Source organism: Rickettsiales bacterium (assembly GCA_041396965.1).
In the GTDB taxonomy this organism is placed as follows: Bacteria; Pseudomonadota; Alphaproteobacteria; order Rickettsiales; family SXRF01; genus SXRF01.
Map to the genome: position 1 here is coordinate 1,092,029 of JAWKXN010000001.1, position 26,406 is coordinate 1,118,434.

The following is a 26,406-nucleotide window of genomic DNA, read 5'->3' on the forward strand; positions in this document are numbered from 1 at the left end:
CTTTATAGAGAAAGCCAAACTAAAATCTTACGCTAACTATAATATACTAAATATCTGGAACAGTGATAACGCTGGTTACATTCGCGGAATTTACTATAGTAATAACAATATTTCCATCACCCGGACGAACGAAGGATATTTGTCCACCGCTAGGAAGTTGAAAAATACCAGACGGATTCGCTGTATTAAATATATCATTGTATATTTTATTAGTTATCTGGCTTTCCAGCCCTCTTATAATAAGCTCACTTGAGTTTGGAGTTGGAGTTGTCCTTCTTGTAGCTGGCTTATCCACGCTATTCATCAAAGCGGATAGACCATTAGGGTTAGCATCAGAAAAAATAGCAGGATTTTTACCAACAAATGTGATAGGGCTAGCCTCTGCTGATGGTTCGCACAACATAGAAAACACACAAACTAAGCTCAAAAAAACACCTTCTCTAATGAAGGACTTATTTAGTAGACGATTAAACATATCTTTTCTAAACATATCTTTTCCCGCTAGGCAATTAATAACAATTATTTTTTATTCTTTTTATTAAATTCTTCAGTCTTTTTACCATTTTGTATAATTATTTTATGACTATAATCTCCATCTTGTTCTTCTGCCGAGTAATTATTTTCTCCGCTCTGATCAACGTAAATATCATTCCCTTCACCAACTTGATTCTGAATAGAGTAGTTATTCTCTCCACTCTGTATAACTGTTGAGCTATTAGAACTACCATTTTGTATAACAGTAGCTGCATTCCCATTAAATCTATTTTTATGTATCATTTCTCTAGCGCGCGCACGTTCGTTAATACTTGGATTGTCAAGAATTTGAGATTGGTAATCACTAACTCTTTCTCTTATCTTTATCTGCACAGTCTCATTCTCACCACCAACTGGCTTTGAACCAGATGGAAGCTGCCTTATATCAACACTATCAGATGCAAAGACAAAAGATGGTACTATGAACAGAAAAACAGAACATAAAAACTTACACAAACACATACATCTAAAACCTTCAAGATATTTTTGTCAAAAACAAAATATTAAATTTTAGTTACTTGTATATATAGATATATCATAAAAAGAGAGACATACCACAAAAAGTAACATGCCTCTCTTTCATTTTTTTACTATGACTAGTTTTGTACAACAGTACTTGTGTTACCGCTTCCTGGTTGAAGAACTGTAGAAACGTTTAGGTCACCAGTTTGTAATACGTCAGCGAAATTATTATCACCACCTTGACTGATATCAGCTACTCCAAAACTACCATTTTGAGTAACCTGTCCTTCGTTGTTATTACCAGTTTGACTGATTACCGCATGGTTCAAAGTAGCAGTATCTGGTGTTTGGAATATTTCCGCAAGATTTAGATCACCATCCTGTGATATTTCACCATAATTATCATCACCATTTTGAATGATACCAGCATAGTTATCACTACCAGCGTCTTGAGTAACATGAGCCACGTTAGCGTTACCATTTTGAACAGTGGTAGAATAGTTGTCATTACCACCAGCAGCACCTTGACTTACTGTGGCAAGACCAATAACACCTTGTTGTAGAATACGTGCTTCATGACCAGAGTTAGTTTGGCTAACAGAAGCCACTTCGCTTACACCGGTTTGAGATATATACACGGTATTGCTATCAGCAAACGCGCTACCAGCAAAAAGAGAAAGAGCAACCGCTGAAGTAAGAAGAAGTTTGGTTTTCATAATAAATTCCTTTCAAATTAAAAAATTAATAAACTAAGACAAAATGTCCTAACTCATACACTATTAACACCATTACTTTAAATAAGGGCATTAATCTCTTTATTCTTATTAAAAAATAAGAAAATTCCGTTTCATATTCATTCATTAAAATTGTTGAACTATAATAGCTCCATTGTTACCTATTTGATTAACTGTAGCTATATTCCCATCACCTATCTGTGATACGGAAGAAATATTTCCAAAACCAGCTTGCGTTACCAAAGCCACCCCATTGGTTCCTGTTTGTGAAATAATAGACTGATTACTATCTCCTGATTGAATTAACTGAATAATATTATTAACGTTTGATTGAAAAATAGCAGATTGATTTCCTGAACCAGATTGTTCCAGATTTATATTCCCATTTACAGCATATTGCTGTATCTCAGAAATATTGTTATCACCAGATTGACTAATAAATGCTTTAGAAAATTCTCCATTCTGCGAAACACTGTTACTATTGTTATTACCGCTCTGTATGAGATATATTTCCTCACCTTTTCCAGACTGCATTACATCAGTATTGTTGTTATTACCGGATTGAACGATCTCAACAATTCCATTCTCTCCAATCTGCATCACAGAGGTGACATTACCAGCAGCATACGCCTGATTTACAATTAAAATAAACCATAAAGATAACGAAAGCACAGCATTTCTAAAAATCATCAACATCCTGTTTTTTATACCCTAGCCAGCCCGTAAAACACTTAGTGTACACTGTTCACATTATCCAGCGTTTTAATTATTAATAAAAAAACAACAAACTTTAAGGTGAAGGCTATAGCAATTATTTTTCAGTGTCAATATAATTATAGTAGTTTTAAACACATAAAACCTATTATTTAATATGTATTTTTTGTATGTGTTTACATTGCCACAAAATTTATCTGTTAGTAAGCCCTCATTAATAATAGACACCCATTAACATTTTTTGATTATGGCACAAAATTTGCCTATATCATTCAAGTTGTCATCAGTAAAAAATATGAACTTAAAAATTGCCAGCTAACCTATTATAGTTTATCAAAATAAAATGCTCTTACGTAATATCATAGCTATATCTTCTATTATCATTTTATCCTCATGCTCGCATTTTGAGGAGGATAAAAATGTTGTTAAGGAGCAAGTAAAACATGACGCTAAGGATGTTCAGGGAAATATAGAAAAAAACGCTATCAGAGTAGCGAATAACGTGCGTGATGGCATTAAAAGAACTGGTGAAAAAGTAAGGGAGTGGTGGATAACCCCACTACCAAAAAAAGTTGAGAAGCCAGTACCTACCAGATATTGCTACCGTGTATTGCAGGATATTTTATGCTATCGCAATCAAATGCCGGGATGGGAAAGTAAATTGGTTGGCTATCAAGGAAATAATGCGATGCCGCCAAGAGAAGCACAAATGACAATGATGTCGCTCAGAGAAGAACGACTTACTTTACCAATAGAAGAAAGAATAGCAGAAGCGAAGCCAGAAGTTGTGATAAAAGATAAAAAACCAGATGATAAATTAATAAAAAAGAATATGTCTACAACTAATATACCTAGTGAGACTTTGCCAGATCCAATTATCTCTCCACAGATATAGTATATTTTTACCCATAATAGGTATAAAGTATAGCATCCTATTTTTATTGACCTATTAGTTAAAAAACGCTAGCTTTGCCTCTTCATTATTCCATATAAAACAGGCACTTTATGAAGCAGGCGGAAAATATAAAATCACAGACTGAGTCTGTAAACGAAACGCTAGGTGAAATATCCGGAGCGGAGATAATAGTAAAAACCTTGCTTAATGAGGGAGTTGAGGTCGCCTTTGGCTACCCTGGTGGTGCTGTTCTGCCGATTTATGACGCTCTGTTCAAACAAAATCAATTACGCCATATACTCGTTCGCCATGAGCAAGCAGCGACCCATGCGGCAGAAGGCTACGCCCGCTCAACTGGTAAAGTTGGTGTAGTGTTCGTTACCTCAGGTCCGGGTGCGACTAATGCCATCACCGGACTTACTGACGCTCTGCTTGATTCAATCCCTCTGGTCTGTATTACCGGACAAGTTCCAACTCATCTCATTGGCTCTGACGCTTTTCAAGAGGCGGATACTACGGGAATAACCCGCTCTTGTACAAAATATAACTATCTCGTTCGTTCCATAGAGGAACTACCAAAAATACTCCATGAGGCGTTCCATATAGCAAAAACTGGAAGACCGGGACCTGTGGTTATTGATATTCCTAAAAATATCATGAACCAAATGGGTATATATAATGAAAAACTAGAGATTAAACGCCCTTCATATAATCCAAAAACTATACCCGACAATGAGGCGATAGAAAAAGCGGTTGACCTTATGTTACAAGCTCACCGTCCAATTTTTTACGTCGGAGGAGGGGTGATAAACTCTGGCAGCGAAGCTTGTGAACTACTTACCGAACTAGTCCATATCACTGGTTTTCCATGTACCAACACACTTATGGGGCTTGGCGCTTTTGATGGTGATGACAAACAATTCGTCGGAATGTTAGGAATGCACGGTTCATTGGAAGCCAATATGTGTATGGCGAAATGTGACGTAATGATAAATATAGGCGCGCGCTTTGACGACCGTGTCACCGGTAGGTTAGACGCTTTCTCAAAAGACTCAATAAAAATCCATGCTGATATTGACCCTTCATCAATAAATAAAAATGTCCCTGTACACATTCCGATAGTTGGCGACGCTAAGTTAGTAATTGAAAAAATGCTGGAATTATGGAAACAAAAAAATACCAAGAAGACTGATGAGCAGAAAAGTATGTTGGCTGATTGGTGGCGGCAGATAGAAGAGTGGAGGGCAAAAAAAAGTTTTTCATATAAACAGGATGGAAAAACTATAAAACCACAGTATGTATTAGATCGCTTGAATGAAATTACAAAAACATATGATGCTTATATAACCACTGATGTCGGTCAGCATCAGATGTGGGCGGCGCAATTTCTAACTCAAAATAAACCGTTCCGTTGGATGACTTCCGGTGGTCTTGGCACAATGGGTTATGGTGTACCATCGGCGGTTGGCGCGCAAGTGGCTCATCCTGACGCACTTACTATATGCGTTACTGGTGAAGCGTCAGTAATGATGAATATCCAAGAATTATCTACCATCATGCAGTACCGCCTACCGCTTAAAATATTGATACTCAACAATCAATACATGGGAATGGTACGTCAATGGCAGGAGATGTTTCATGGCAACCGCTATAGTGAGTCATATATGGACTCTCTACCAGATTTTGTTAAACTAGCGGAAGCCTATGGAATGAAAGGCATGCGCTGCGACAAAGTTGAAGAAGTAGATGATTCCTTGCGAGAAATGATTGATTTTGATGGTGCGGTCATTATGGATATGTTGGTTGATAAAACTGAAAATGTATATCCAATGATTCCAGCGGGCGCGGCTCACTACGAGCTGTTGCTAAGCCCAGATGATAATGAGGTGAAGCTAAATAAGAATTTGGTATAATGCGCTATTTATATAAAAACTTGTTAATATAGAAAAAATGTAAAAATGAAAGATATAGTTTACGATATACCCACCGTTACCAATGTTACCAGAAGACATACTTTAGCGGTGCTTGTTGATAATGAATTCGGTGTTCTAGCACGGGTAATTGGGCTTTTTTCTGGTCGTGGCTACAATATTGAAAGCCTTACCGTAGCTGAGGTTGAGCATGACACAAAAATATCAAGAATAACCATTGTAACTTCTGGTACCGAAATGGTGGTAGAACAAATTAAAAAATTGTTAGACAAAATGGTTCCTGTCCACAAAGTTCATGACCTCACTGTTGAAGGCGAACATGTAGAACGAGAATTAGCTTTAATCAAGGTGGCTGGATGTGGAGAACAAAGGGTAGACGCGCTAAAAACCGCTGATATTTTTGGCGCTAGCGTAGTTGACTCCACTGATGAGAGTTTTGTGTTTGAGATAACCGGAACTTTAGAAAAAATTGACGAGTTTATCTTACTTATGCAGCCTACAGGACTTATTGAGATATGCCGCACCGGAGTCGCCGCCATGAGCAGAGGGAAAGAACCTGTCTAATATATTAATATTGTAATTAATTATTATTCATGTTATCATACCCAAGAAACATTAATTACATTTAATTAGTTAGCTAAAATTATGGTGCATTACTTACGTCCTGAAGCTTCAGCAAAGTCCGTCATAGAAGGCTTGAACTGTACGGACCATTATAGATCTGGAATAGTAGAAGTAAGGTTTGAAAGTCGTCAGATACCTCATGTAATAGAGGCTCTAAAGAAGTTTACAAAGATACCAGAAGATAACGAACAAAAACTTAAGAATATATACAACTCGGGATACAGAGGGGAAGTTTTACTCAAAACAACAACAGAAGAAATACAAAAATTACGGGATAAAGGATTCAATATAGACATCAAAACCAATGCACCAAGTACCAACGTAAAAGAAGCAAAAAAAGTGAAATCTGCCAGTAAATCTAAAACAAACGAACATCCAGTAACCGTCTAAATGTGGGCTTGCTCCAACTCCAACAATTTCTTCTTCATATCAAGCCCGCCGCCAAATCCGGTAAGGGAACCATCCTTACCAATGACTCTATGACAGGGAACGACTATAAGCAGTGGATTACGACCATTTGCCATGCCAACGGCTCTGGCTTTTTTAGCGTCACCCATTCCCTTCGCCTGCTGTCCATACGAAACAGTTCCACCATATGGTATTTTCTGCAACTGCCGCCATGATTTTATCTGAAACACTGTACCACGCATATCCAGCGGTAAATCAAACTCCTTACGCTGACCTAAGAAGTACTCATCCAACTGTTTTTCGGTTTTAAGCAAAATAGGGTGCTCGCTATTCTCACGAAAATTATCCTCATCATTACGAAAAAATCTTCTTGGATATATAGCGACAAGCTCTCTATCAGAAGAAATTATCTGTAGCTTACCAACAGGGGAATCATAAAATTTGTAGTATAAAATATCCGACATAACGGAACGACATTACATGTTATCTAAATATTCAGCAAGAAATTCTTTTGCTTTATCGTCTGGCTCCTGACCAGATTTTATATAAATAACCTCACCATAATCAGAAACATCACGACATGGCGTTCTAGTCATAAAATCACGCTTCATCTTGTGGTACTGTCTTTCATCACAACGAATATAAGCGTAAAAATCATTACCGTCACGCGAAGTAGCCTTATACAGAACTACACTGCTTTTAGACTTTTCTTTAACGACCGCCGCGAATCTACTCATATTCTTAACTCACAATAGCTGATGTTTTTAACTTTTGATGTGAAGGTTGTCCTGTCTGAGAAGAACCATTTACTTTTTCTGCAATTCCTAAATCACGCCCTTCAATTACCTTCGGATGTTGACGTGCCACATAAACACTTATATCCTTTTCGTCGGCCTTTTTAGCTATCGCCACTATTACTGAATCCATATTTTTCTCAATAGCAATGTCAAGAGCGTTTTCGTCATCATTATTTCTTACAAATAATTTATCTGGTTTAGTACGCTCAATGATTTTCAGAGCAGCTTTTTCATTGCCAACTTCAATAGCTTTATGTAAAGGGGTATTAAGCCTATTATCGGTTACTTTATCCGTTACCGCGAATATCTTCTCTTCCAACTCATCTTTCTTAAAACTCAGAACATCTGGTACTTTACTATCATTTTTTATATGATCAAAAAGCACTTTCCCCGTAGTCTTAACATCAGCTTCTCCGCTAACTACCTTTGCATAATCGGTGACATTAACCGGTTGAATAGTATTTACTATCACTGTTTGTTCCTTTTTATTATTACCTACAGAGCTATCTTGCTGGTCAGATTCTCTTGGAACAACCCTGCTTGTTTTTTCTTCAATTAATTCTTTTAGCTTTTCAAACTTTTCTTTTTCAGTGTAATCACTGCCATTTCTTCGCTCTTGCTTTTTTCGTATTTTTTCTTCCAACAATTCTATTACATGATTTCTTTTTTCATTAGTCGCATCATGCAGAGTATAAGAACGCCCATTTTCAGTAGTTCTCGTATTTACCTTACGAATACGCTTTTCTAAAAATTCTCCGATAATTTCTTCAGCGTTTTGCCTATCATCACAAGCAGGAAACCCTCCTTCCACCTGAGACGCTTCTTTTTTAGAGCGCATTTTATCTTTTTTTATTCCCGCACTTGCTGCCTTTAAGGTTGAATTTATTACATCATTAACGTCTGTATCAATATTACCTGTGCTTTTCATGTTTTCCGGATAGCTATCAGGCAATTTTGTTACTCCAAAAGACGCAGAAACCTGAATTGGAACTTTTCTACCTTTGCTATCAACACCAAACTCATCAGCCACACTATCTATAGCCATCTGTTTTAGTATTGGCTGCAACCTCTCTCTAGCCTTCTCTGGAGTAATCCCTTTCATTATTATGGCAAATTCATCTCCACCCGATAGCCTAGTAAATAAGTCCTTTTGTGTCGTTGGCCGCTGTCTTTTTTTATCTTCATTGGTATTATCATCACTATCACGTAAATTTTTAGACAGATAGCTCGCCAGATAATTAATCGCTTTATCACCACAACCATGATAGCTGACATTATTAATCGGCTTCAGATAGTTAAGATCCAGCATAACCACAGTTATCGGTTCATGTTCCTGCCCTTTATTTTCCAGTCTTGATTTGACAATATTTTTAAGAGCCACATGAAAAGCATTTTTGTTTAAGTATCCAGTAGATGGGTCTGTGAAAGCCTCTCTGCGTAAAGCCTCAATTTTTTTACCATCCCTTAAGATTCTAATATCTTTTGCGTCTAATTCATCCCTCAAACTATCAGAAATACTCTTAACTTCATCCGAAGCAGGAATTTCTCCTCTGATAATATTAGTTAGTTTCTCTTCTAGGTCTTTATTCTCAGGAAGTTTTTGATCACGCTTATACTCCGGTGGCAGCCATCCATCCAGTTTTGCTAAACTTTGTCCCGCTATATCAATATTCTGTTCCATTATAAACCATGACTTAAATAACTAATTATTAAATATAAAATTAAGCCATTCTAGCAGACTATAAAAACCGTAGTATTAAGGTTTTTTGACAATTATGTTACATGAGTTCATAGCTAAAAGCATTAATATTACACTATTTATCTTGTATAAATATATAGATATTTCAATACATTAATATAAGAAAGCTAATAATAGACCCGCTTCACACGATTACCAATATGGGTAAATACCTCATAGCCTATAGTTCCTGAGTCAGCGGCAAGGTCATTTACGCTATAGTTCTCATTTATAAATTCCACTACGGAATCATAATTAATCATAGAAATCGGTACTTCTGACAGATCAATTGCCACCATATCCATAGATACACGACCAATGACGGGGGCTTTATGTCCAGCTATATGTACTGTTCCTTTATTTCCTAAATTCCTAAAATAACCATCAGCATAGCCAAGAGCCGCTATCGCTATTTTCTTGCCTTTAGCAAGCGATACAGTAGCGCCATAGCCAATACTTTCATCCCTATCTAATTCTCTTATCTGTAAAATAGGAGCTGTCAAGGTAGCGACATGTCGCATCGGATTGCCACCAACAGACGGACTTATTCCATAAAGCGCACAACCAACCCTTGCCATATCAAAATGAAATTCTTTATCCAGAAAAATACCAGCGGAATTAGCAAGGCTAGTTTTGGTGTTATTAAAAAAACCTACAGCCTGTTTGAATCTTTGTAATTGCTCATTATTTTTAGGATGCTCAGGATTATCAGCACAAGCGAGATGCGACATTATGGTAACTGATGACTCCTCCCTAAACGTCTGAAGAGCGGGGTATGATAAATCACTCTGACTAAGCCCCAAACGAGTCATACCAGTATCAATATGAATAATTGGCTTAATATTCTGATTATTCTCTATTATCCATATAAAGTCATTTAACTGACTCAAAATATTCAACACTGGAATAAGATTATGTTTTATATATTCTTCTTTTTCTCCAGCAAGAATTCCTTGAAACACTCCTATATTAGCTAAAGGCAATATATTCCTAAGCTCTATCGCCTCATCAAGCGTCGCCACAAAAAAATCTTCACACCCTTCTTTCTGTAGCCTTAAACTTATCTCCCGCACACCTAAACCATAAGCATCAGCCTTTACCACCGCCGCTACATTATTTTTACTATGGCGCTCCTTAAGCAAATTATAATTAGCGGCAAGCGCTGAAAGATTAATATTAAGAGTAGCGCTCGGCATAATTGTTAATAGCCTTCTGACGCTAGATTTGAAAACTGTGTTAAATTAGCGTCAAACCGCAATTTCACATCTCCTATCGCTCCATTACGATGTTTCGCGACAATTACTTCCGCTACATTTAGAGCTTTATCCATGTCTTCCATCCATTTAGCATGCTCTGGAGTACCTTCCTTCGGCTGTTCACGTGATAAATAATATTCCTCACGATAGATAAACATCACCACATCCGCATCCTGCTCAATAGAACCTGATTCCCGCAAATCAGAAAGTAACGGGCGCTTATTCTCGCGTTGCTCAACAGCCCGCGAAAGCTGAGAAAGAGCGATTACTGGAATATCTAGCTCCTTAGCTATAGCCTTAAGCCCTTGTGTAATCTCTGATATTTCTTGAACACGATTATTTTGCGAGCTGGCTGAGCTACCACGTATTAACTGCAAATAATCAACCACCAAAACTTTCAGATTATGCATACGCTGCAAACGGCGCGCCCGAGTACGCAATGACGAAATAGAAAGAGCAGGGGTATCATCAATAAAAAATGGCATTTGTGCCATTTCATTACTCACATGAACCAAATGCGAAAATTCTTCAGCAGTAATTTTACCATTGAGTATATTATATGAATTAAGCTTACTAGCGCTAGATAACATTCTAGTTGAGAGTTGCTCGGCTGACATCTCCAGAGAGAAAAAACCAACACTCCCCGCCTTTTTAGAAGAAACTCCCTCCTTATCCGCTTCTTCTTTCAAAAACAGTCCCGCGTTATAGGCCATATTCACCGCTAACGCTGTCTTTCCCATAGAAGGCCTACCAGCAAGTATCAATAAATCAGAACGCTTAAGACCACCAAGCATTTTATCCAAATCCGTTAACTTAGTGGGAATCCCAACCAGCCTGTCCTCATGACGTATCGCATGATCTGCGCTTTCGATCGCTTTAATCACAGAATTACGGATAGGCATAAAACCTTTATCGCCAGTTCCTTGAATGGATATATTAAATAATTTCTGTTCAGCGTCCTCTAGCTGTGTCATCGCGGGAATATCAATGGAATGAAGATAAGCCTCATTTGCCATTTCTTCACCAATAAAAATCAACTGTCGCTTTAACGCCAAATCATAAATAGTCCTGCTATAATCCGATATATTTATTACCGTAATAGCCGCCGCCGCCAACTTCGCTAGATAAGCACCACCACCTATATCCGCCAGAGCCTCATCTTGATCAAAATAATGACGAAGAGTAACAGGGTTAGCAATCAACCCTTTATCATTAAATTTAATTATAGCCTCAAATATCCTCTGATGTAGAGGCTCGTAAAAATGCTCTGGCCTCAATTTGTCACTTACATGCTGTAAAGAATCATTATTTACTAACAAAACACCAAGTAAAGCCTGTTCAGCTTCAATATTTGACGGAGCCTGCCGATAATTTATCTTTTTGTCAGCATCATCAACTATTAAAACATCAGAACCATCAGCCAATAAATTTACCATAAAACAACACTATACACCGTTAAGTTTCTATCAAACTAATATAGAGAGGATAAACCAACTTATAACAGCGTGCAAACAGCTAGGCAATTTGTTTATTGGTCACATCATCGTTAGAATTAGTAAGTTCTTTCCGAAGTTGATAAACTAACACGTATATAAATATAAACTGTGCCGGTAACCAAAATAGAAAATTAACATTAGGATTTATGCCTTTTACTAAAAGAGCTACTAAATTAAAATTTAAAAAAGCAGCTATATATGACAATACAGATTTTATTCTCACGTACTTTATAAAATAAACTATTGGTATCACCATTAACATGAAACTGTGTAGATGTAACCATGGACTAAATACACAAGTAATAACTATTATTATAGAAAAACCTAACTCTTTAGTCTTATCATTCTTATGCTTTAATAAATTACCTAAAAAAATGACTATAACAATACTAAATAACCACAACACAGTACTAATATAATTAATGATACCTATGTTGTTTCCGCCTAAAAGGAATAAAAGAAACGCTCTAACATTACCCATTATAGGTAAATAACCATCCGTACCTACATTTTTAGAAGCCGTAAATATAACATCTACATACGACCACCATATCTCATAGCCAAATATAAAAGAACATAAAGCAATTGTTGCAACTGATGCAACTATAGTAGCTAACCATAACTTCTTTCCATTAATAATAAGAATGTATAAAACAGGAGCTATGAATAGCTGTGGCTTAAAAGCACAAGCCACAACCAATATTCCAGCTAAAAAATATTTTTTATTTTTGGAAAGAAGATAGTATCCCCAAATTCCTAGCATTATAAAAATACTTACTTGTCCATAATATACATTGAGAAACCAAGGCAAAAAACATATTGTCAGCAGCACAGTTATTAAAAAAATACCATTCCTATTTCTAATTACATCAGACCAAAATAACATTTTGGGAATAAATAACACCGCTACCACATTCGTTAACTGCCAAAGATAACAAGCAGTACTCAAAGAAAAAAAAGTAAAAGGATAAAAAAATAAAACACTTTGTGGAGGATAAAGATACGGAACCAGCCTTCTAACTGGAACATTAAGTAAATTAGAAAAATTCCGTTGCTGAAAATCTATATCATATACTTTACCAGCATTACCATCATCTATTAATAAACTTGAGCCATAATAATAAACGAAATCTATAAATGTATAAGAATTATCTCCATCCGCCGGTTCAAAAACCAAACCATGCGGCATAAAAAACCACACTACACTTACAAGAAGTATAGCTGATAATAAAAAATCCACCCATTTATATGACAGAATATCCCTTACAAATTTCATTCTTGTATATATTATTACCTCACTATGATTCCACACTAGATTGCATATAAAGTTTTCTGATCTGATAAATTATTATGTACAAAAGAACGAATTGAGTTGGTAACCACAACAACGAATTAAGATTAGATTTTAGAGAATTTATCAACAGCGCTAAAAAATTAAAGCAAAAAATAAAGGCTATATAGGTAAACACTGGTCTAAACTGCACATACTTTACTAGATAAGCAATAGGTATTAATAATAAAATAAAGCTATATATATGAATCCACGGATTAAAAAAGCAACTTATTGATACACATAAAGCAAATCCAAAATCTATCATTTTCGCTGATTTATTCTTAAATAAAAAACCTATTATAACAGATGCAATCATCCCAACTATCCATATTGCGATAGAAGCCAGATTTATATATGGGAAATATTCTCTTCCAAATATCAACAAAAATAACGCTCGGAAATTTCCCATACTCTCCACAGATGTTCCAGAGTGAATTCTTGATGATGCAAAAGATAAAGTTTTAATATACTCTATCCATACATCAAATCCGAATATTAGAGAACATGATATAATAGTTACAATAAAAGCTATCGTAATATTCAGCCACATCCTTACTCCATATACAGTTAGAAAGTACAAAATCGGTATTACGAATAGTTGAGGCTTAAACGCTGTAATCATTATTAATAAACTAGCCAGTAAAAACCTATCTTTTTGTATTAGTAAATACCCACCCCATAACCCTAATAAAATGACAATATTCACCTGACCATGATAAGTATTCAATAACCAAGGGAATGATAATATTATTAGGGAAACAGCAATATATAACATAGTTTTGTTATCGCTACTAACACCACAATAGCGTAACATCATAGGAAACATAAATGTAAGAATTATATTAAATATCCGCCAGATACAAAGCCCGCCACCTAAGGAAAAATAAGAAAGTGGGATAAAGAATAATAATGTCTGTGGAGGATATAGATAAGGAACAAGTTTTTCTACCGGATAATCCATTAATTGCGTAAAAATTTGCTGTTGTGCGTCCATATCATAAATTTTTATATAATCGTTAGATAAATATATCTTTCCAGCCACGTAATAATATAAAAAATCTACGAAAATCACCACATTATTACCAACATAAAATGGTGCACGCACGTCAATTATAAACCAAATACAAAATGAAACTATAAACAAACCTAACAGCAAATTTACTACTGTAAAAAATCTCTGATAATTCAATTTTTTTTCTAATTTATAAGACATATAATTATTGCTATTATTTGGATATTATAACCTTACAGCTATAATCAAGTACTATATTACGGATAATTAAGCCTATTAGGAATAGTTGAGTAAGAATCCAAAAGAATAAAGATAGTTGCAAACTAATATTAACTACTATAATAGCTGACATATTAAAGATAGTAGGCAATAAGAGAGAATGATCTAAAATTTTAAATTTTCCACTACTAGCTAAATAGACCATAGGAATAATCAATAAGATACATGCGTGTATATATAGCCAAGGGCTGAACAAGCAGCCAATAACTATAGAAAGCATAAAACCCATTTCTTTAACTTCCTTAGATTTACCTTTCAGTAATACACCCAGCAATAAAATCACCAACACGCTTAATCCCCACAAAGCTAGACTTGTTAAGTTAATTAACTCAATATCGCTACTACCAAAAAATAAAAATAAAAGTGACCTAATATTGACCATTCCATTTAGAGTCCGTCTCATCTCCTTTTCGCCATAAACCAGTATTTCTAAGTATGACCACCATATTTCCCAACCAAACACTAAAGAGCATAAAACAAAAGTAGTGATACCCGCCAATATGGTGCTCAACCAAAGACGACTCCCATTTATAATCATCAAATACAACACCGGAACTATAAATAGCTGTGGCTTAAAAGCACAAGCCACAACCAGTATTCCAGCCAAAAAATATCTTTTATTATTGACTAAAAGATAATATCCCCAAAGACCAAGAGTAACAAATATCATTACTTGCCCTTGATACATATTGTTAATCCATGGGTAATAAGTGGAAGTTAAAATAGAAAGAAAAACTATACTATTTTTATTGTGGGGTTTTACTCTATTAAGACAAATAGCCATAAACAGTATGGTCGCCATTATATTAACAATGCTCCATACCAAAAATGATTGATCTATATCTAGTAACGATAACGCAGAGAAAAATAATAATGTTTGTGGGGGATACAAAAACGGTAAATCGTTACTTATAGGAGTATTTACTATACCACACATACTGCTTTTCATAAAGCTAGGGTCATATAATCCCTGAGAATTACCAGACAAAACAACTTTAGAGGCGTTATAATACGAAAGAAAGTCTGTAGCAGTAACTGAACTAACCACACCCCCTTCTTCTACAATAGAAAAAGGGTAGGTAGGTGATACGATAAAGGTCATAATAAAGACTATTATGACTCCCATCAAATAATATACACAGTTATCTCTGTTTATCCTAAAAATCCTCAGCAATCCTACAGATAACCACTAAATTAAACTTATTAAAATCAAGTCAAAGAGGAACTACCCCTTAGTTCATCTCACTCTCTGTCCTAAGGATGTTCAATTTTATATTCGTACGAACTTCGGCGTGCAAAGAAATATTTATCAAATATTCCCCAATATGCTTAATAGCGGAAGTAATTATAATATGACTCTTTGGAATATCATAACCTTCCTCTTTAAGTAAATCAGCTATATCACGCACCGTAACAGAACCATACAGCTTTCCTTCCTGACTAGCTTGACGTACTAGATTAACAGACAAACCACCCAACTTAGAAGCCACATCCTGCGCTTCGGATTTTGATTTGGCATTCTGTTCCTCAATCAAATGACGACGTTCCTCGAAAATCTTCTTATTTTCAGCAGTAGCGCGCAAAGCCTTATTTTTCGGTATAAGAAAATTACGTCCATAACCATTAGCAACATTTACAGTATCACCTATACCACCTAAACGAGATACACTTTCCAATAAAATCACTTCCATCTTATAATTCCTTGATTATTATAGTATTTTCTGCTGTAATCCAGCCCTAGTTTAACGTAAATTAAAATATAATGCTAGTTTCTAAACTAACTTCTGCCAGATGACAAGTATTTGTTGAAGTTTTTTACATGGTGAACTAACCCAATAGCCGCTACAAACAAAGCTGGCCATAAAAACATCACTATCGGAAAATACACAATAAACATAAAAAATCTTCTGTTAGGTGAATTTCTTATATTATCATGAAACATCGCTATACCTTGACAAAAATAAGGCAGCAACAAAATAAGTAGAGAGGATTTCCCTAAAAAACTCATTGAGCGACTACCAATAATAGAGGCAAGGGCGCATATTCCCATTAAAGAAAGCAACCAGTAAGGAATAGAGAAGGTGGTTATCGCTAAATTTTTCCGTTTCGCCATATCATTTCTTAACAAGAACCAGTTAACCACCCAAGCTCCCGACAATAAAAGAAACGCCCACATCCATACGGAAAACCCACTTAACATAAGCGCCATATTGCCTACAGATATACGTAAATTTATATCACCTCCCTTAGCCAAAAGCTTAAGCTCATTCTGAACAGTCTTTTCTATAAAATCAGGAAGTGATACATCACCGTAAGCGAATATAGCAGTCATAATAGATAAGACAATACAGCCGTAAAGCGCGAGATTAAGCATTCCGATGCCAGTAGGTACCCATAATCGTAGCACAGTATCATTATTTAATATTTTTAAGTCGTAATGGCGTAGCAAAGTATGACATAAATAAAAACACGGTAAAACAAACATAGAAATATATAAAATACCGTAGCTTATATCGCTACCAATAATAATAGGGATAACGGATATAATACCGATCTTTAATATAGAATATGAAAAACCGCTAAGACCGAAGATAAATAGAGGAATTGTAGATAAAAAAAGAAAAATATAATCAAGATTATAGGTAATAACAGACAGATACACCGCTGAGGAGACTATAGATAACAACAAAACTATACGAGTCTGACTAAACATAAATGCCGATTTTTTGTATAACTATAACACCAGTCCGGCATCAAAAGCAGCAAAAAGCCAGAAATAAAACAACCAGAATAACTACCAAAACAGAGTTAAAGCAAAGCCCGCCTTGCCCTATTGCGCCACAAACGCAAGCAAAGCAAGATTGCGAGCCCTTTTTATAGCTTTTGCCAACTTACGTTGTTTCTTATACGACACCGATGTAATACGGCTAGGAAGTATCTTACCGCGCTCTGATATAAAACGTTGTAATAATTTCACGTCCTTATAGTCAATCTCTGGAGCACTCTCTCCGCTAAGAGGACATGTCTTCTTACGACGAAAAAATACTTTACGACCAATAGAGTTATTTTCCTGAATATTTTCCATTTTATTAATTATCCAAATAAATTAATTAGTTACTAAGCAACAGCGGTATCTTCACCACTACCGTAATCATCACGCGAACTAGAATTTCTCATCATGACCGAAGGTCCATCCTGTAAAGCGCTAACACGGATTGTAATAAAGCGCATTACATCCTCGTCATTACTAAAAACACGTTCTAATTCCTTAATAGCTGAGGCTGAGGCATCTATGGAAAGCATAACATAATGACCTTTACGGCTTTTATTTATCTTATAGGCGAGATTACGCAACCCCCAATACTCATCCTTTACTACCTTCCCACCTAAATCACTAATAACCTTCCCAGCGCTTTCAGTAAGTCTAGTTATATCATTACGTGACATATCCTGACGCGCTATAAAAGTACTTTCATATAATGGCATAAAATCTTAAGCTCCCGCACATTCCACTAAATAATTTCATTGAAAATCAGCCAATTATCACAATTAAGCCAACAATCAATCATACGTTTGATACAAAAAAGGAGAGTAAGCTATAGCTATTTTTCATATGATTGCAAGCAAAAAATTACAAAAAACACAATAAATTTTAATGATATACATACACAAATATCACTATAATTTATAATTAATTTTTATCATGAAAAAATACGATTTTTATATAACTATACAGTTGCTATAAGAGATAAACTACGTTAATAATTGCCCTTAATTTATAAAAAACCTATAATTAACTATGACAAAGGGCAGATATATGAAAAAGGCGTTACTATTTCCTGGACAAGGCTCACAGACGGTAGGAATGGGTAAAGAACTCGCTGACAATTTTCAGGTGGCTCGTGATGTTTTTAACGAAGTTGATGACGCTCTTTCTGAGGCTTTATCTGAAGTCATATTTTATGGACCACAAGATGTTCTAACTCTAACAGAAAACGCACAGCCAGCTATTATGGCTACTTCTATCGCCGCTTTCCGTGTAATGGAAAAAGAATTTGGGTTTGACATAAAATCACAGGCTGCTTTTGTTGCTGGACATTCTCTTGGTGAGTATTCCGCTCTTTGCGCTAATGGTGTATTAGAACTTGCTGAGACAGCCCGCCTTCTTAGAGTTCGTGGACTTTCCATGCAACGTTGTGTTTCACCGAATAACGGAGCTATGGCTGCTTTAATTGGCATAGAGCGTGATATGGCGGAAATAATCGCCGCAGAAGCCGCTGGTGATGAGATATGTAGCGTCGCTAATGACAACGCTCCCGGTCAAGTAGTAATTAGTGGAGCAAGAACCGCCGTAGAAAGAGCCCTTACCATAGCGAAGGATAAAGGAGCAAAACGCGCTTTAATGCTAGAGGTAAGCGCGCCGTTCCATTGCCCGTTAATGGCTCCTGCCGCCGGAGTTATGACAGACGCTTTATCAGCCGCGAAATTCGATAATCCGATAGTACCTGTTGTGACCAATGTCACCGCAAACGCGGTATCCGACCCTGAAATACTACGCAATCTTCTGGTAGATCAGGTGACAGGAGTTGTTCGTTGGCGTGAATCAATGGAATATCTTGTAAAAGAGGGAGTAACTCGTGTTATAGAAGTTGGCGCTGGTAAAGTTCTATCTGGTCTTATGAAAAGAATAAGTACCAAGATAGAAACTATAAATGTTGGAACGCCTTCTGACCTTGAGACTTTTTCAAAAGTTGAATAAAAAGCTTTACACATAATTCAATCTATATTTTTGTAATCACCAGTTTTTTAATAAACTCAATCTTATAAACTTAAATTGGGGCTGTTCATCATGTTCAATTTTACTGACAAAAAAATTCTTGTAACCGGTGCTAGTGGAGGAATTGGTAAATCTATAGCGCAGAATTTTTATAATCTTGGAGCGAATCTCGCTATATCAGGTAGTAATCAAGAAAAATTAGACTCTCTAACGAAATCTCTTGGTAATAGAGCCTCCGCTATATCTTGTGACCTATCACAATTATCAGAAGTTGATAACCTAATAAAAAACTCTGAGGAAAAACTTGGCGGTCTTGATGTATTAGTCTGTAACGCTGGCGTTACCAAAGATAATCTTGCTTTACGAATGAAAGATGACGAATGGCAAAAAGTAATAGATATTAATCTTACCGCTAGTTTTCGCCTAGCGCGCACCGCTATAAAAGGCATGTTAAAACGTCGTAGCGGTAGAATAATATTCATAACCTCCATAGTAGGTTGGACAGGAAATCCTGGACAAACCAATTATTGCGCCTCCAAAGCCGGACTAACCGGTATGAGCAAAGCGCTAGCGCAAGAAGTAGCCGCTCGTGGGATTACCGTAAATTGCGTTGCTCCGGGATTTATCGACACGCCAATGACCGATATATTAAATGATGATCAAAAGTCCCGTATTAGTCAGAACATACCTCTTGGTCGTATGGGAACACCAGAAGAAATATCCGCCGGTGTCATATATCTAGCAAGTGATGCCGCGTCCTATATCACCGGTCAAACACTACATATAAACGGTGGATTATATATGGGTTAGATTGCGATTATGTCTGATAGCTACGTATTACTTAATAAAAACTATGAATTTCTAAAAAATAGCAGAAAAAAATTGCTGATTAAAATATATCCAATTTCTGGCTCATATTTTCGGAATTAGAAAAAGCCACTACTAAAAACAATAATACAAGTCACACTCGTTAAAAAAATAGCAAATATAATTAGTTAAATATTTATTATAAAACAAAAATTTTAACAATTACCCACTTGTATACACTTTAATGTTGACGTTTTAGTTTTGGTGACTATTGTTTCCGACTCTAACGAAGATTAGAAATTAAATATAGTTGTTTTAGTTCATTATTTAAGATAGAAAGAAACAGAAATCGCTATATATTAATTACAGAATATATTGATTGTTAACTACACAAAGGAAAAGCATCATGAGTGATATTGCTGAACGAGTAAAAAAAATAGTTGTTGAACATCTTGGAGTTGATGAGTCAAAAGTTGTGCCAGAGGCAAGCTTCATTGATGACCTTGGTGCCGATAGTTTAGATACCGTTGAGCTAGTTATGGCGTTTGAGGAAGAATTCAACATTCAAATTCCTGATGACGCGGCGGAAAAAATCTTAAGTCTTCAAGATGCTATAAACTACATTAAACAAAACTCTCAAGCCGCGTAGTTTGTTATATGAGAAGAGTCGTAGTCACCGGACTTGGTCTTGTTACGCCTCTTGGTTGTGGCGTTAAACCGTCGTGGGAAGGGATTACTTCCTCCCGCTCTGGACTAGTTGGAATTACCCATTGTGATGTATCTGACCTTCCGGCGAAAGTCGCTGGTCAGGTAGTGCGTGGCACTGGTGATAATGAGTTTAACGCTGATAAGTATATTGAGCCAAAAGAACAAAAGAAAATGGATCATTTTATCCATTTTGCTTTTGGCGCGGCTCATGAGGCGGCTGAAGACGCTGGCATAACCTCTTTAGGTGACGAAGATAAACTTCGTACCGGCGTTATGATCGGCTCTGGAATTGGTGGTCTTCGGGTTATTGAGGAAACTGTGTTGATGATGAAGGATAGGGGAGCACGCCGTGTAAGCCCGTTCTTCATTCCAGCGGCTCTTATTAACCTAGCTTCCGGTCAAATTTCTATCAAATATGGCTTTAAGGGACCTAACCATTCGGTAGTTACCGCCTGTTCAACCGGTGCGCACGCCATTGGTGACGCTTCAAGGCTTATACAATTCGGTGACGCGGATATAATGCTCGCGGGTGGCGCGGAAGCGACTATTTGCCGAATCGGGCTCGCTGGTTTCGCCGCCGCGCGCGCGCTCTCTACCGGATATAATGAAACACCAACAAAAGCATCCCGTCCTTGGGATAAAGGACGTGATGGCTTTGTCATGGGTGAGGGAGCCGGAGTTGTAGTTCTTGAGGAATACGAACACGCTAAAAAGCGTGGCGCGAAAATATACGCTGAAATTGTTGGCTATGGTCTTTCTGGTGACGCTCATCATATAACAGCGCCAGCACCTGAGCATGAGGGAGCGGGAAGGGCGATGAAATCAGCTCTTGAACGCGCTAAAATGAATCCTGAGGATATTGATTATATAAACGCTCATGGCACATCAACTCCTCTTGGTGATGAGTTAGAATTACAAGCGGTAAAAAACTTGTTTGGTGAAGCTGCTTACAAGCTTTCTATGTCATCAACAAAATCAGCAATCGGTCATCTTCTCGGAGCGGCGGGAGCGGTTGAGTCAATATTTTCTATTCTCGCCATGCGTGATCAAATAGCGCCCCCAACCCTTAATCTTGACGAGCCATCTGAAGGTTGTGACCTTGATCTAGTAGCGCATAAAGCAAAGGAGCGTGAGATAAGAGCGGTACTTTCAAATTCATTTGGCTTTGGTGGGACTAATTCATCGCTTATTTTTAAGAAAATATAGCTATCAAATTGTGTTTTTGACTAATTTTTGGCCGTAGGTCAGTATAAAATGTAATAGGGTAAAATATAGAGTTATTCTATGATAAATGTTGAACATCTATTTTACGAATACCCTGAAAAACGAGCATTAGATAATATAACATTTAGCGTGCCTGAAGGTAGCATTACCGCTCTGGTGGGACCTAATGGTTCTGGAAAAACAACATTACTTCGTTGTATAGCAGCTCTAGAAGAGCCATTTTCCGGTAATATCACCATAGATAATATTGATGTTTCCGAACATCCTCGCAAAATCCACAAAAAACTAGGTTACCTATCAGATTTTTTTGGCTTATATGATGAGCTAACGGTTAGACAATGTTTGATTTTCATAGCCTCTCTACATCAATTGCCATCTAATGAAATAAAGAAACAGGTTGAATGGGTAAAAGAAATATTAGAGCTAACGCCATATATGGACAAAAAGGCGGGAACTCTTTCACGTGGTTGGCGGCAAAGGCTAGGCATCGCCCAAGCTATTATTCATACACCAAAATTACTTCTTCTTGATGAGCCTTCTTCTGGTCTTGATCCGGAGGCTAGGGTTACTATTTCAAAATTATTCCGTAAATTGCAAGATGCAGGAATAACCATTATAGTCTCATCGCATATTCTTGCGGAGCTAGAAGATTATTGTACTGATATGCTAATATTACGTGATGGCAAATTAGTGGAGCATAGCCTATCTTCATCTCACAAAGAATCTAATAATATCATTGAGATATTATTCTTAGATTCCGCCGATATATTTCTTCCAAGACTACAATCTATGGACACAGTGCTAAATCCAACCCTAGAAAAACAAACAATACAATTTAAGTTTTCTGGAGATAAAAGCGAACAATATTTGCTATTAAAAAATTTAATAGAGCAAGAAGCAAAAATAATCTCATTTCATTCAAAACATGGTAAATTGCAAGATATTTACATGTCATTCAGCACTGAAGGTACAACTTAATGAGACTAAATCCAGAAATACGGCGATATATTTGGCTAGAGTTTTCTCTACAAAGATTAGTAGTAATGCCTTTAGTAATCGCTGTTATTTTTTATATAGCCAGCAATGGACACAACACCGATCAAAAAATGATTACAGCGTCAATATTTATATTTACAGTTTTGATCGCTGCTTGGGGTGGGAATAAAGCAGCAGCGTCAATTACAGATGAAGTAAATGAAAATACTTGGGATTTTCAAAGATTATCATCCATATCTCCATTTAGCCTATCTTGTGGAAAGATTTTTGGTAGCGCTTTATATTGTTGGTATGGCGCTGTTATGGCACTAGTAGTATATATCTACGTAAATTTATCTCATATGCCACCTGATACAGTTTTTGCTAATAGCGTTATATTAATTTTCAGTGGTTTAATTTGTCACGCTACCGCCATAATCTCTTCTCTTCAAGTTGCGCAGGTGAAGTCTATAGGACGCAAAAAAATACAAGCTATATTCTCACACATAATTGGTCTTTTAATAGCCAGCATGTTTATATCTGGTATTGTTGATTATGAGCGTGATAATTATGAGCTCATTAAATGGTACGGTGAATCATATAACTACAATAAATTCATAGCATTTTTTTCAGTAATAGCATTTCTTTGGATATTTAGCGGCATATATTGGCAAATACGTAATCAGCTACGAATGAGTACCGGACCATGGCTTTGGATTGCTTTTGTGCTATTTATTATATTCTTCATCGCTGGTTTAGATACAAACTATTGGCGCTATAGCGAAGAAAGCCATATATTATTAAATTCCTATATTATCGGGATATTTTTTCTTTATTGCATGGTATTTATAGAGCCATGGAGTGGTTTACTTTATAGAAGGTTATCAGATAGCTGGAAAACTCGTAATGTTAAAAAATTTATGAGTCTATTTCCACGCTGGCTCGCCAATTTTCTGCTAGTATTAGTTTTAGCTTTCTTAGTGATATTTACTTATTTTAATAAATACATTATGTGCCTAAGTATACTGGCTTCTCTTGGTTTTATAATAAGGGATATAGCTATTCTTCACTATTTCAAACTATATCCAAACGCAAAAAGAGCTCATACGGCAGCCATATTTTATTTATTCATATTATATTCGCTTATACCTTTGCTACTTGCTAGTGTTGGTGCCAAACAAGCTGTGAATTTATTTATTATAGTTCCCAAAGAAGGTTTTATAACTATCTCCTTGCTTTCAGGATATTTACAAGCGGCATTTTTTGTATTCCTAGCGCTCAAAAGATGGAAAAAATACTGGCATTAATAAAAGGTAGGAAATCTTGAAAAAAATTATAATATTTTTAACCACGTTATTATTTGTCGCTCTATCAATAGCTATCTATTCTTGGAATTCTTATAATGCAGATGGAAATCTTGAGCAAGCAACTACGATAATTCTACCAAAGGGAATTAGTTTTATTGATGCTGTTGACCTTCTTCATGAAAAAGAGATTATCTCAATACCGCCAATTATTTTTAAGGCGGTAGCTTATCTAAAAGGTGATGCCGCGCGTATCAAGGCTGGTGAGTATATTTTTCATTCCTACATAGCACCATCCGAAGTTCTGAATATGCTGGTTAAAGGCGATGTGGTAATTCATAAAATAACTATAGCCGAAGGGCTTAACGTTAGAGAAATATCCGAGTTACTTAATTCCAATGATATACTCACCGGAGATATTCCAGAAAATCTGGAGGAGGGGAGTCTGCTACCGGAAACATATTATTTTTCTCGTGGTGATAGCCGTTCGTCAATAATAGAAAGAATGCAAAGAAAAATGATCGCGACCATAGATTCATTATGGGAGGAAAGAGCAAAAAAACTACCAATTAAAAACAAAAAGGAAGCCCTAACCCTTGCTTCAATAGTTGAGAAGGAAACTGGCGTTCCTGATGAAAGAGCCAGAGTCGCCGCCGTTTTTATCAATCGCCTAAGAAAAGGAATGAAACTACAATCCGATCCAACAACCATTTATGGGTTAGAAAAAAAGAATGGCAAACCGCTGGAGCGCGCTCTTATTATATCGGATCTTAAAGAACCAACTCCGTACAACACTTATACTATATATGGTCTTCCACCAGCTCCAATAACCAATCCCGGATATGAGGCGATAAAAGCGACCCTGAACCCACTTAAAACTAGCGAGCTATATTTTGTGGCGACTGGTGATGGCGGTCATAATTTTTCCAAAACACTTACAGAACATAACAGTAATGTCACCAAATATCGTATTAAAAAGAAAAACAAGAAATAATTACTATAATAACAGGTATTATATAAATGAGAAAAGTTGTCGCCTCAGGAATGATTGGAAATGGTCTGGAATGGTATGATTATGCTCTTTACGGACAAATGGCATGGTTACTTGCCAGATTATTCTTCCCAGAAGGAGATGAAGCCGTACAGCTTCTCGCGACATTCGGAGTATTCGCCGCTGGTTTTATCGTAAGACCACTTGGCGCTATATTATTCGGCTGGATGGGTGACAGATACGGACGCAAAACAGCAATGGTGGTCGCGGTTCTAATGATGGCGATTCCAACTGGCTGTATCGGACTGCTTCCTACATACAAAGATATAGGCTTATGGGCTCCGATACTTCTTACCATAATAAGGTTGTTGCAAGGATTGTCGCTAGGCGGGGAATTCGCTGGCTCTATTACCTATATAGTTGAACACGCTCCTGAAAATAAGCGTGGATGGGCTGGCTCCGCTTCTTTAGTAAGCTTAATTCTTGGTTTTTTACTAGGTTCATTGGTGGTTAACACCAGTATCAACCTAATGGGCAATGAGGTTTTTGAAAATTGGGGATGGCGTATTCCTTTCCTTGCCGGAATAGTAATTGGATTAGTAGGTTTTTATATCCGCCGTCATTGTGAGGAAAGTCCTGTATATGAAGAGGCAAAACAGGAAAATAATATATCGCAAACTCCAGTGCGTGAGGCTATAACAAAACACCCTTGGCAAATGCTGCAAGGCTTCACGATTTACATGACAGTTACCATGCCTTTTTATCTGGTTGCGGTATATTTCATAACATTCAGCCAGAAAATAGGGGTAAGCGAAGTAAAATCACTAAATTTCAATATATATAACATGCTTGCTATGCTGTTCTCTATGCCGCTTTCAGCATGGATCTCAGATTATATAGGACGCAAAAAAATAATGATAGTTTCTTGCGTAGCTATGTTTTTAGTAACACCGCTACTATTTACTCAATTTACCAATGGCAATTCTATTTTTATGATAGGTATGTCACAGTTTATTTTAGCCTTCATTCTTGGGATTTATATAGGACCAGTACCAGCCATGCTGGTTGAGATGTTCCCAACTAATATACGTTTTACCGGTATGGCAATCGCCTATAATCTAGCTGCGGCTCTTTTTGGTGGAACAGCGCCGATGATCTGCGAGTGGCTAATAAGAACGACCGACAGCTATTTTTCAATCGGTTGGTATGTAATGCTGTGTAATATATGTTCTTTGATAGCGCTTTATTATTATAAAGACCGCTTTAATCAGAAATTACATTAATATAGCGGATTGCGACTTGACTTTATGCCTATAGTCAATTAATCCAAATCTTCCCTTAAATCTTTTGTTATTTAAGGGTACTAAGAGTATCATGGTTGTTATTTTTATAGAGAAAAATATAGTC

28 protein-coding genes are annotated in these 26,406 nt (G+C 36.5%); 12 read left to right on the top strand and 16 right to left on the bottom strand.

Translation table 11 applies throughout. The features are described from left to right. Positions 1-46 precede the first annotated feature (46 nt). From R3D71_05570 to R3D71_05585, 4 genes are all read right to left on the bottom strand, one after another. Positions 47-490 carry a hypothetical protein gene (locus R3D71_05570; protein ID MEZ5691114.1) on the bottom strand — a complete coding sequence of 148 codons (444 nt, stop codon included), beginning with the start codon at positions 488-490 and terminating at the stop codon, positions 47-49. A gap of 29 nt (positions 491-519) precedes the next feature. Next, the gene (locus R3D71_05575; GenBank protein ID MEZ5691115.1) at positions 520-990 is read right to left on the bottom strand and encodes a hypothetical protein; all 471 of its coding nucleotides are present in this window, start codon (positions 988-990) and stop codon (positions 520-522) included. A 140-nt stretch (positions 991-1,130) separates the two neighbouring features. Continuing rightward, on the bottom strand, positions 1,131-1,712 hold the full coding sequence (locus R3D71_05580; GenBank protein MEZ5691116.1) for a hypothetical protein: 582 nt from the start codon (positions 1,710-1,712) through the stop codon (positions 1,131-1,133). A gap of 144 nt (positions 1,713-1,856) precedes the next feature. Beyond that, complete coding sequence (locus tag R3D71_05585; protein MEZ5691117.1) at positions 1,857-2,420, bottom strand: hypothetical protein; 564 nt, start codon at positions 2,418-2,420, stop codon at positions 1,857-1,859. A gap of 367 nt (positions 2,421-2,787) precedes the next feature. On the opposite strand from R3D71_05585, the gene R3D71_05590 reads away from it, so the two are divergent. From R3D71_05590 to R3D71_05605, 4 genes are all read left to right on the top strand, one after another. Beyond that, a complete protein-coding gene (locus R3D71_05590) occupies positions 2,788-3,339 on the top strand; it encodes a hypothetical protein (protein ID MEZ5691118.1) in 552 nt (183 codons plus the stop codon). A 110-nt stretch (positions 3,340-3,449) separates the two neighbouring features. Next, entirely contained in the window at positions 3,450-5,252 is a 1,803-nt protein-coding gene (ilvB, locus tag R3D71_05595; GenBank protein ID MEZ5691119.1) for a biosynthetic-type acetolactate synthase large subunit, read from the top strand. Positions 5,253-5,297: 45 nt separating this feature from the next. Next, on the top strand, positions 5,298-5,834 hold the full coding sequence (ilvN, locus tag R3D71_05600) for an acetolactate synthase small subunit (protein MEZ5691120.1): 537 nt from the start codon (positions 5,298-5,300) through the stop codon (positions 5,832-5,834). An 81-nt stretch (positions 5,835-5,915) separates the two neighbouring features. Further along, entirely contained in the window at positions 5,916-6,284 is a 369-nt protein-coding gene (locus R3D71_05605) for a hypothetical protein (GenBank protein ID MEZ5691121.1), read from the top strand. Here R3D71_05605 and R3D71_05610 read toward each other — a convergent pair. The 12 genes from R3D71_05610 to rpsF all read right to left on the bottom strand — a co-directional run bounded on the left by R3D71_05610 (position 6,281) and on the right by rpsF (position 17,699). Further along, positions 6,281-6,766, bottom strand: coding sequence for a methylated-DNA--[protein]-cysteine S-methyltransferase (locus R3D71_05610; protein ID MEZ5691122.1), 486 nt, complete (start codon positions 6,764-6,766; stop codon positions 6,281-6,283). The genes R3D71_05605 and R3D71_05610 overlap by 4 nt on opposite strands. 12 nt (positions 6,767-6,778) lie before the next feature. Continuing rightward, positions 6,779-7,039, bottom strand: a complete 261-nt coding sequence (locus R3D71_05615; protein ID MEZ5691123.1) for a hypothetical protein — start codon at positions 7,037-7,039, stop codon at positions 6,779-6,781. 4 nt (positions 7,040-7,043) lie between these two features. Continuing rightward, on the bottom strand, positions 7,044-8,780 hold the full coding sequence (locus R3D71_05620) for a diguanylate cyclase (protein MEZ5691124.1): 1,737 nt from the start codon (positions 8,778-8,780) through the stop codon (positions 7,044-7,046). 185 nt (positions 8,781-8,965) lie between these two features. Next, positions 8,966-10,033: an alanine racemase gene (gene alr, locus R3D71_05625; GenBank protein ID MEZ5691125.1), complete on the bottom strand. Its 1,068-nt coding sequence runs from the start codon at positions 10,031-10,033 to the stop codon at positions 8,966-8,968. A 5-nt stretch (positions 10,034-10,038) separates the two neighbouring features. Then, complete coding sequence (locus tag R3D71_05630; protein MEZ5691126.1) at positions 10,039-11,529, bottom strand: replicative DNA helicase; 1,491 nt, start codon at positions 11,527-11,529, stop codon at positions 10,039-10,041. 79 nt (positions 11,530-11,608) lie between these two features. After that, entirely contained in the window at positions 11,609-12,778 is a 1,170-nt protein-coding gene (locus R3D71_05635) for a glycosyltransferase family 87 protein (protein ID MEZ5691127.1), read from the bottom strand. Between the two features lie 109 nt (positions 12,779-12,887). Continuing rightward, on the bottom strand, positions 12,888-14,135 hold the full coding sequence (locus R3D71_05640) for a glycosyltransferase family 87 protein (GenBank protein ID MEZ5691128.1): 1,248 nt from the start codon (positions 14,133-14,135) through the stop codon (positions 12,888-12,890). A gap of 13 nt (positions 14,136-14,148) precedes the next feature. Then, a complete protein-coding gene (locus R3D71_05645; GenBank protein MEZ5691129.1) occupies positions 14,149-15,315 on the bottom strand; it encodes a glycosyltransferase family 87 protein in 1,167 nt (388 codons plus the stop codon). A gap of 130 nt (positions 15,316-15,445) precedes the next feature. Continuing rightward, a complete protein-coding gene (rplI, locus tag R3D71_05650) occupies positions 15,446-15,904 on the bottom strand; it encodes a 50S ribosomal protein L9 (protein MEZ5691130.1) in 459 nt (152 codons plus the stop codon). Between the two features lie 86 nt (positions 15,905-15,990). Then, a complete protein-coding gene (locus R3D71_05655; GenBank protein ID MEZ5691131.1) occupies positions 15,991-16,926 on the bottom strand; it encodes a hypothetical protein in 936 nt (311 codons plus the stop codon). A gap of 117 nt (positions 16,927-17,043) precedes the next feature. Then, a complete protein-coding gene (gene rpsR / locus R3D71_05660) occupies positions 17,044-17,298 on the bottom strand; it encodes a 30S ribosomal protein S18 (GenBank protein ID MEZ5691132.1) in 255 nt (84 codons plus the stop codon). Between the two features lie 32 nt (positions 17,299-17,330). After that, on the bottom strand, positions 17,331-17,699 hold the full coding sequence (gene rpsF / locus R3D71_05665) for a 30S ribosomal protein S6 (protein MEZ5691133.1): 369 nt from the start codon (positions 17,697-17,699) through the stop codon (positions 17,331-17,333). Positions 17,700-18,030: 331 nt separating this feature from the next. Between rpsF and fabD the strand changes: the two genes are divergently transcribed. The 8 genes from fabD to R3D71_05705 all read left to right on the top strand — a co-directional run bounded on the left by fabD (position 18,031) and on the right by R3D71_05705 (position 26,282). Continuing rightward, complete coding sequence (fabD, locus tag R3D71_05670; protein ID MEZ5691134.1) at positions 18,031-18,972, top strand: ACP S-malonyltransferase; 942 nt, start codon at positions 18,031-18,033, stop codon at positions 18,970-18,972. 90 nt (positions 18,973-19,062) lie between these two features. Next, a complete protein-coding gene (gene fabG / locus R3D71_05675) occupies positions 19,063-19,800 on the top strand; it encodes a 3-oxoacyl-[acyl-carrier-protein] reductase (protein ID MEZ5691135.1) in 738 nt (245 codons plus the stop codon). Between the two features lie 403 nt (positions 19,801-20,203). Next, positions 20,204-20,446 carry an acyl carrier protein gene (locus tag R3D71_05680; protein ID MEZ5691136.1) on the top strand — a complete coding sequence of 81 codons (243 nt, stop codon included), beginning with the start codon at positions 20,204-20,206 and terminating at the stop codon, positions 20,444-20,446. 8 nt (positions 20,447-20,454) lie between these two features. Further along, positions 20,455-21,711 carry a beta-ketoacyl-ACP synthase II gene (gene fabF, locus R3D71_05685; protein ID MEZ5691137.1) on the top strand — a complete coding sequence of 419 codons (1,257 nt, stop codon included), beginning with the start codon at positions 20,455-20,457 and terminating at the stop codon, positions 21,709-21,711. A 78-nt stretch (positions 21,712-21,789) separates the two neighbouring features. Next, positions 21,790-22,707 carry an ABC transporter ATP-binding protein gene (locus R3D71_05690; protein ID MEZ5691138.1) on the top strand — a complete coding sequence of 306 codons (918 nt, stop codon included), beginning with the start codon at positions 21,790-21,792 and terminating at the stop codon, positions 22,705-22,707. Next, entirely contained in the window at positions 22,707-24,011 is a 1,305-nt protein-coding gene (locus R3D71_05695; GenBank protein MEZ5691139.1) for a hypothetical protein, read from the top strand. The genes R3D71_05690 and R3D71_05695 overlap by 1 nt, the downstream gene beginning before the upstream one ends. Before the next feature lie 16 nt (positions 24,012-24,027). Then, entirely contained in the window at positions 24,028-25,002 is a 975-nt protein-coding gene (gene mltG, locus R3D71_05700) for an endolytic transglycosylase MltG (protein MEZ5691140.1), read from the top strand. A gap of 26 nt (positions 25,003-25,028) precedes the next feature. After that, positions 25,029-26,282 (top strand): MFS transporter, encoded by a 1,254-nt coding sequence (locus R3D71_05705; protein ID MEZ5691141.1) that lies wholly within the window; start codon positions 25,029-25,031, stop codon positions 26,280-26,282. Positions 26,283-26,406 lie beyond the last annotated feature (124 nt).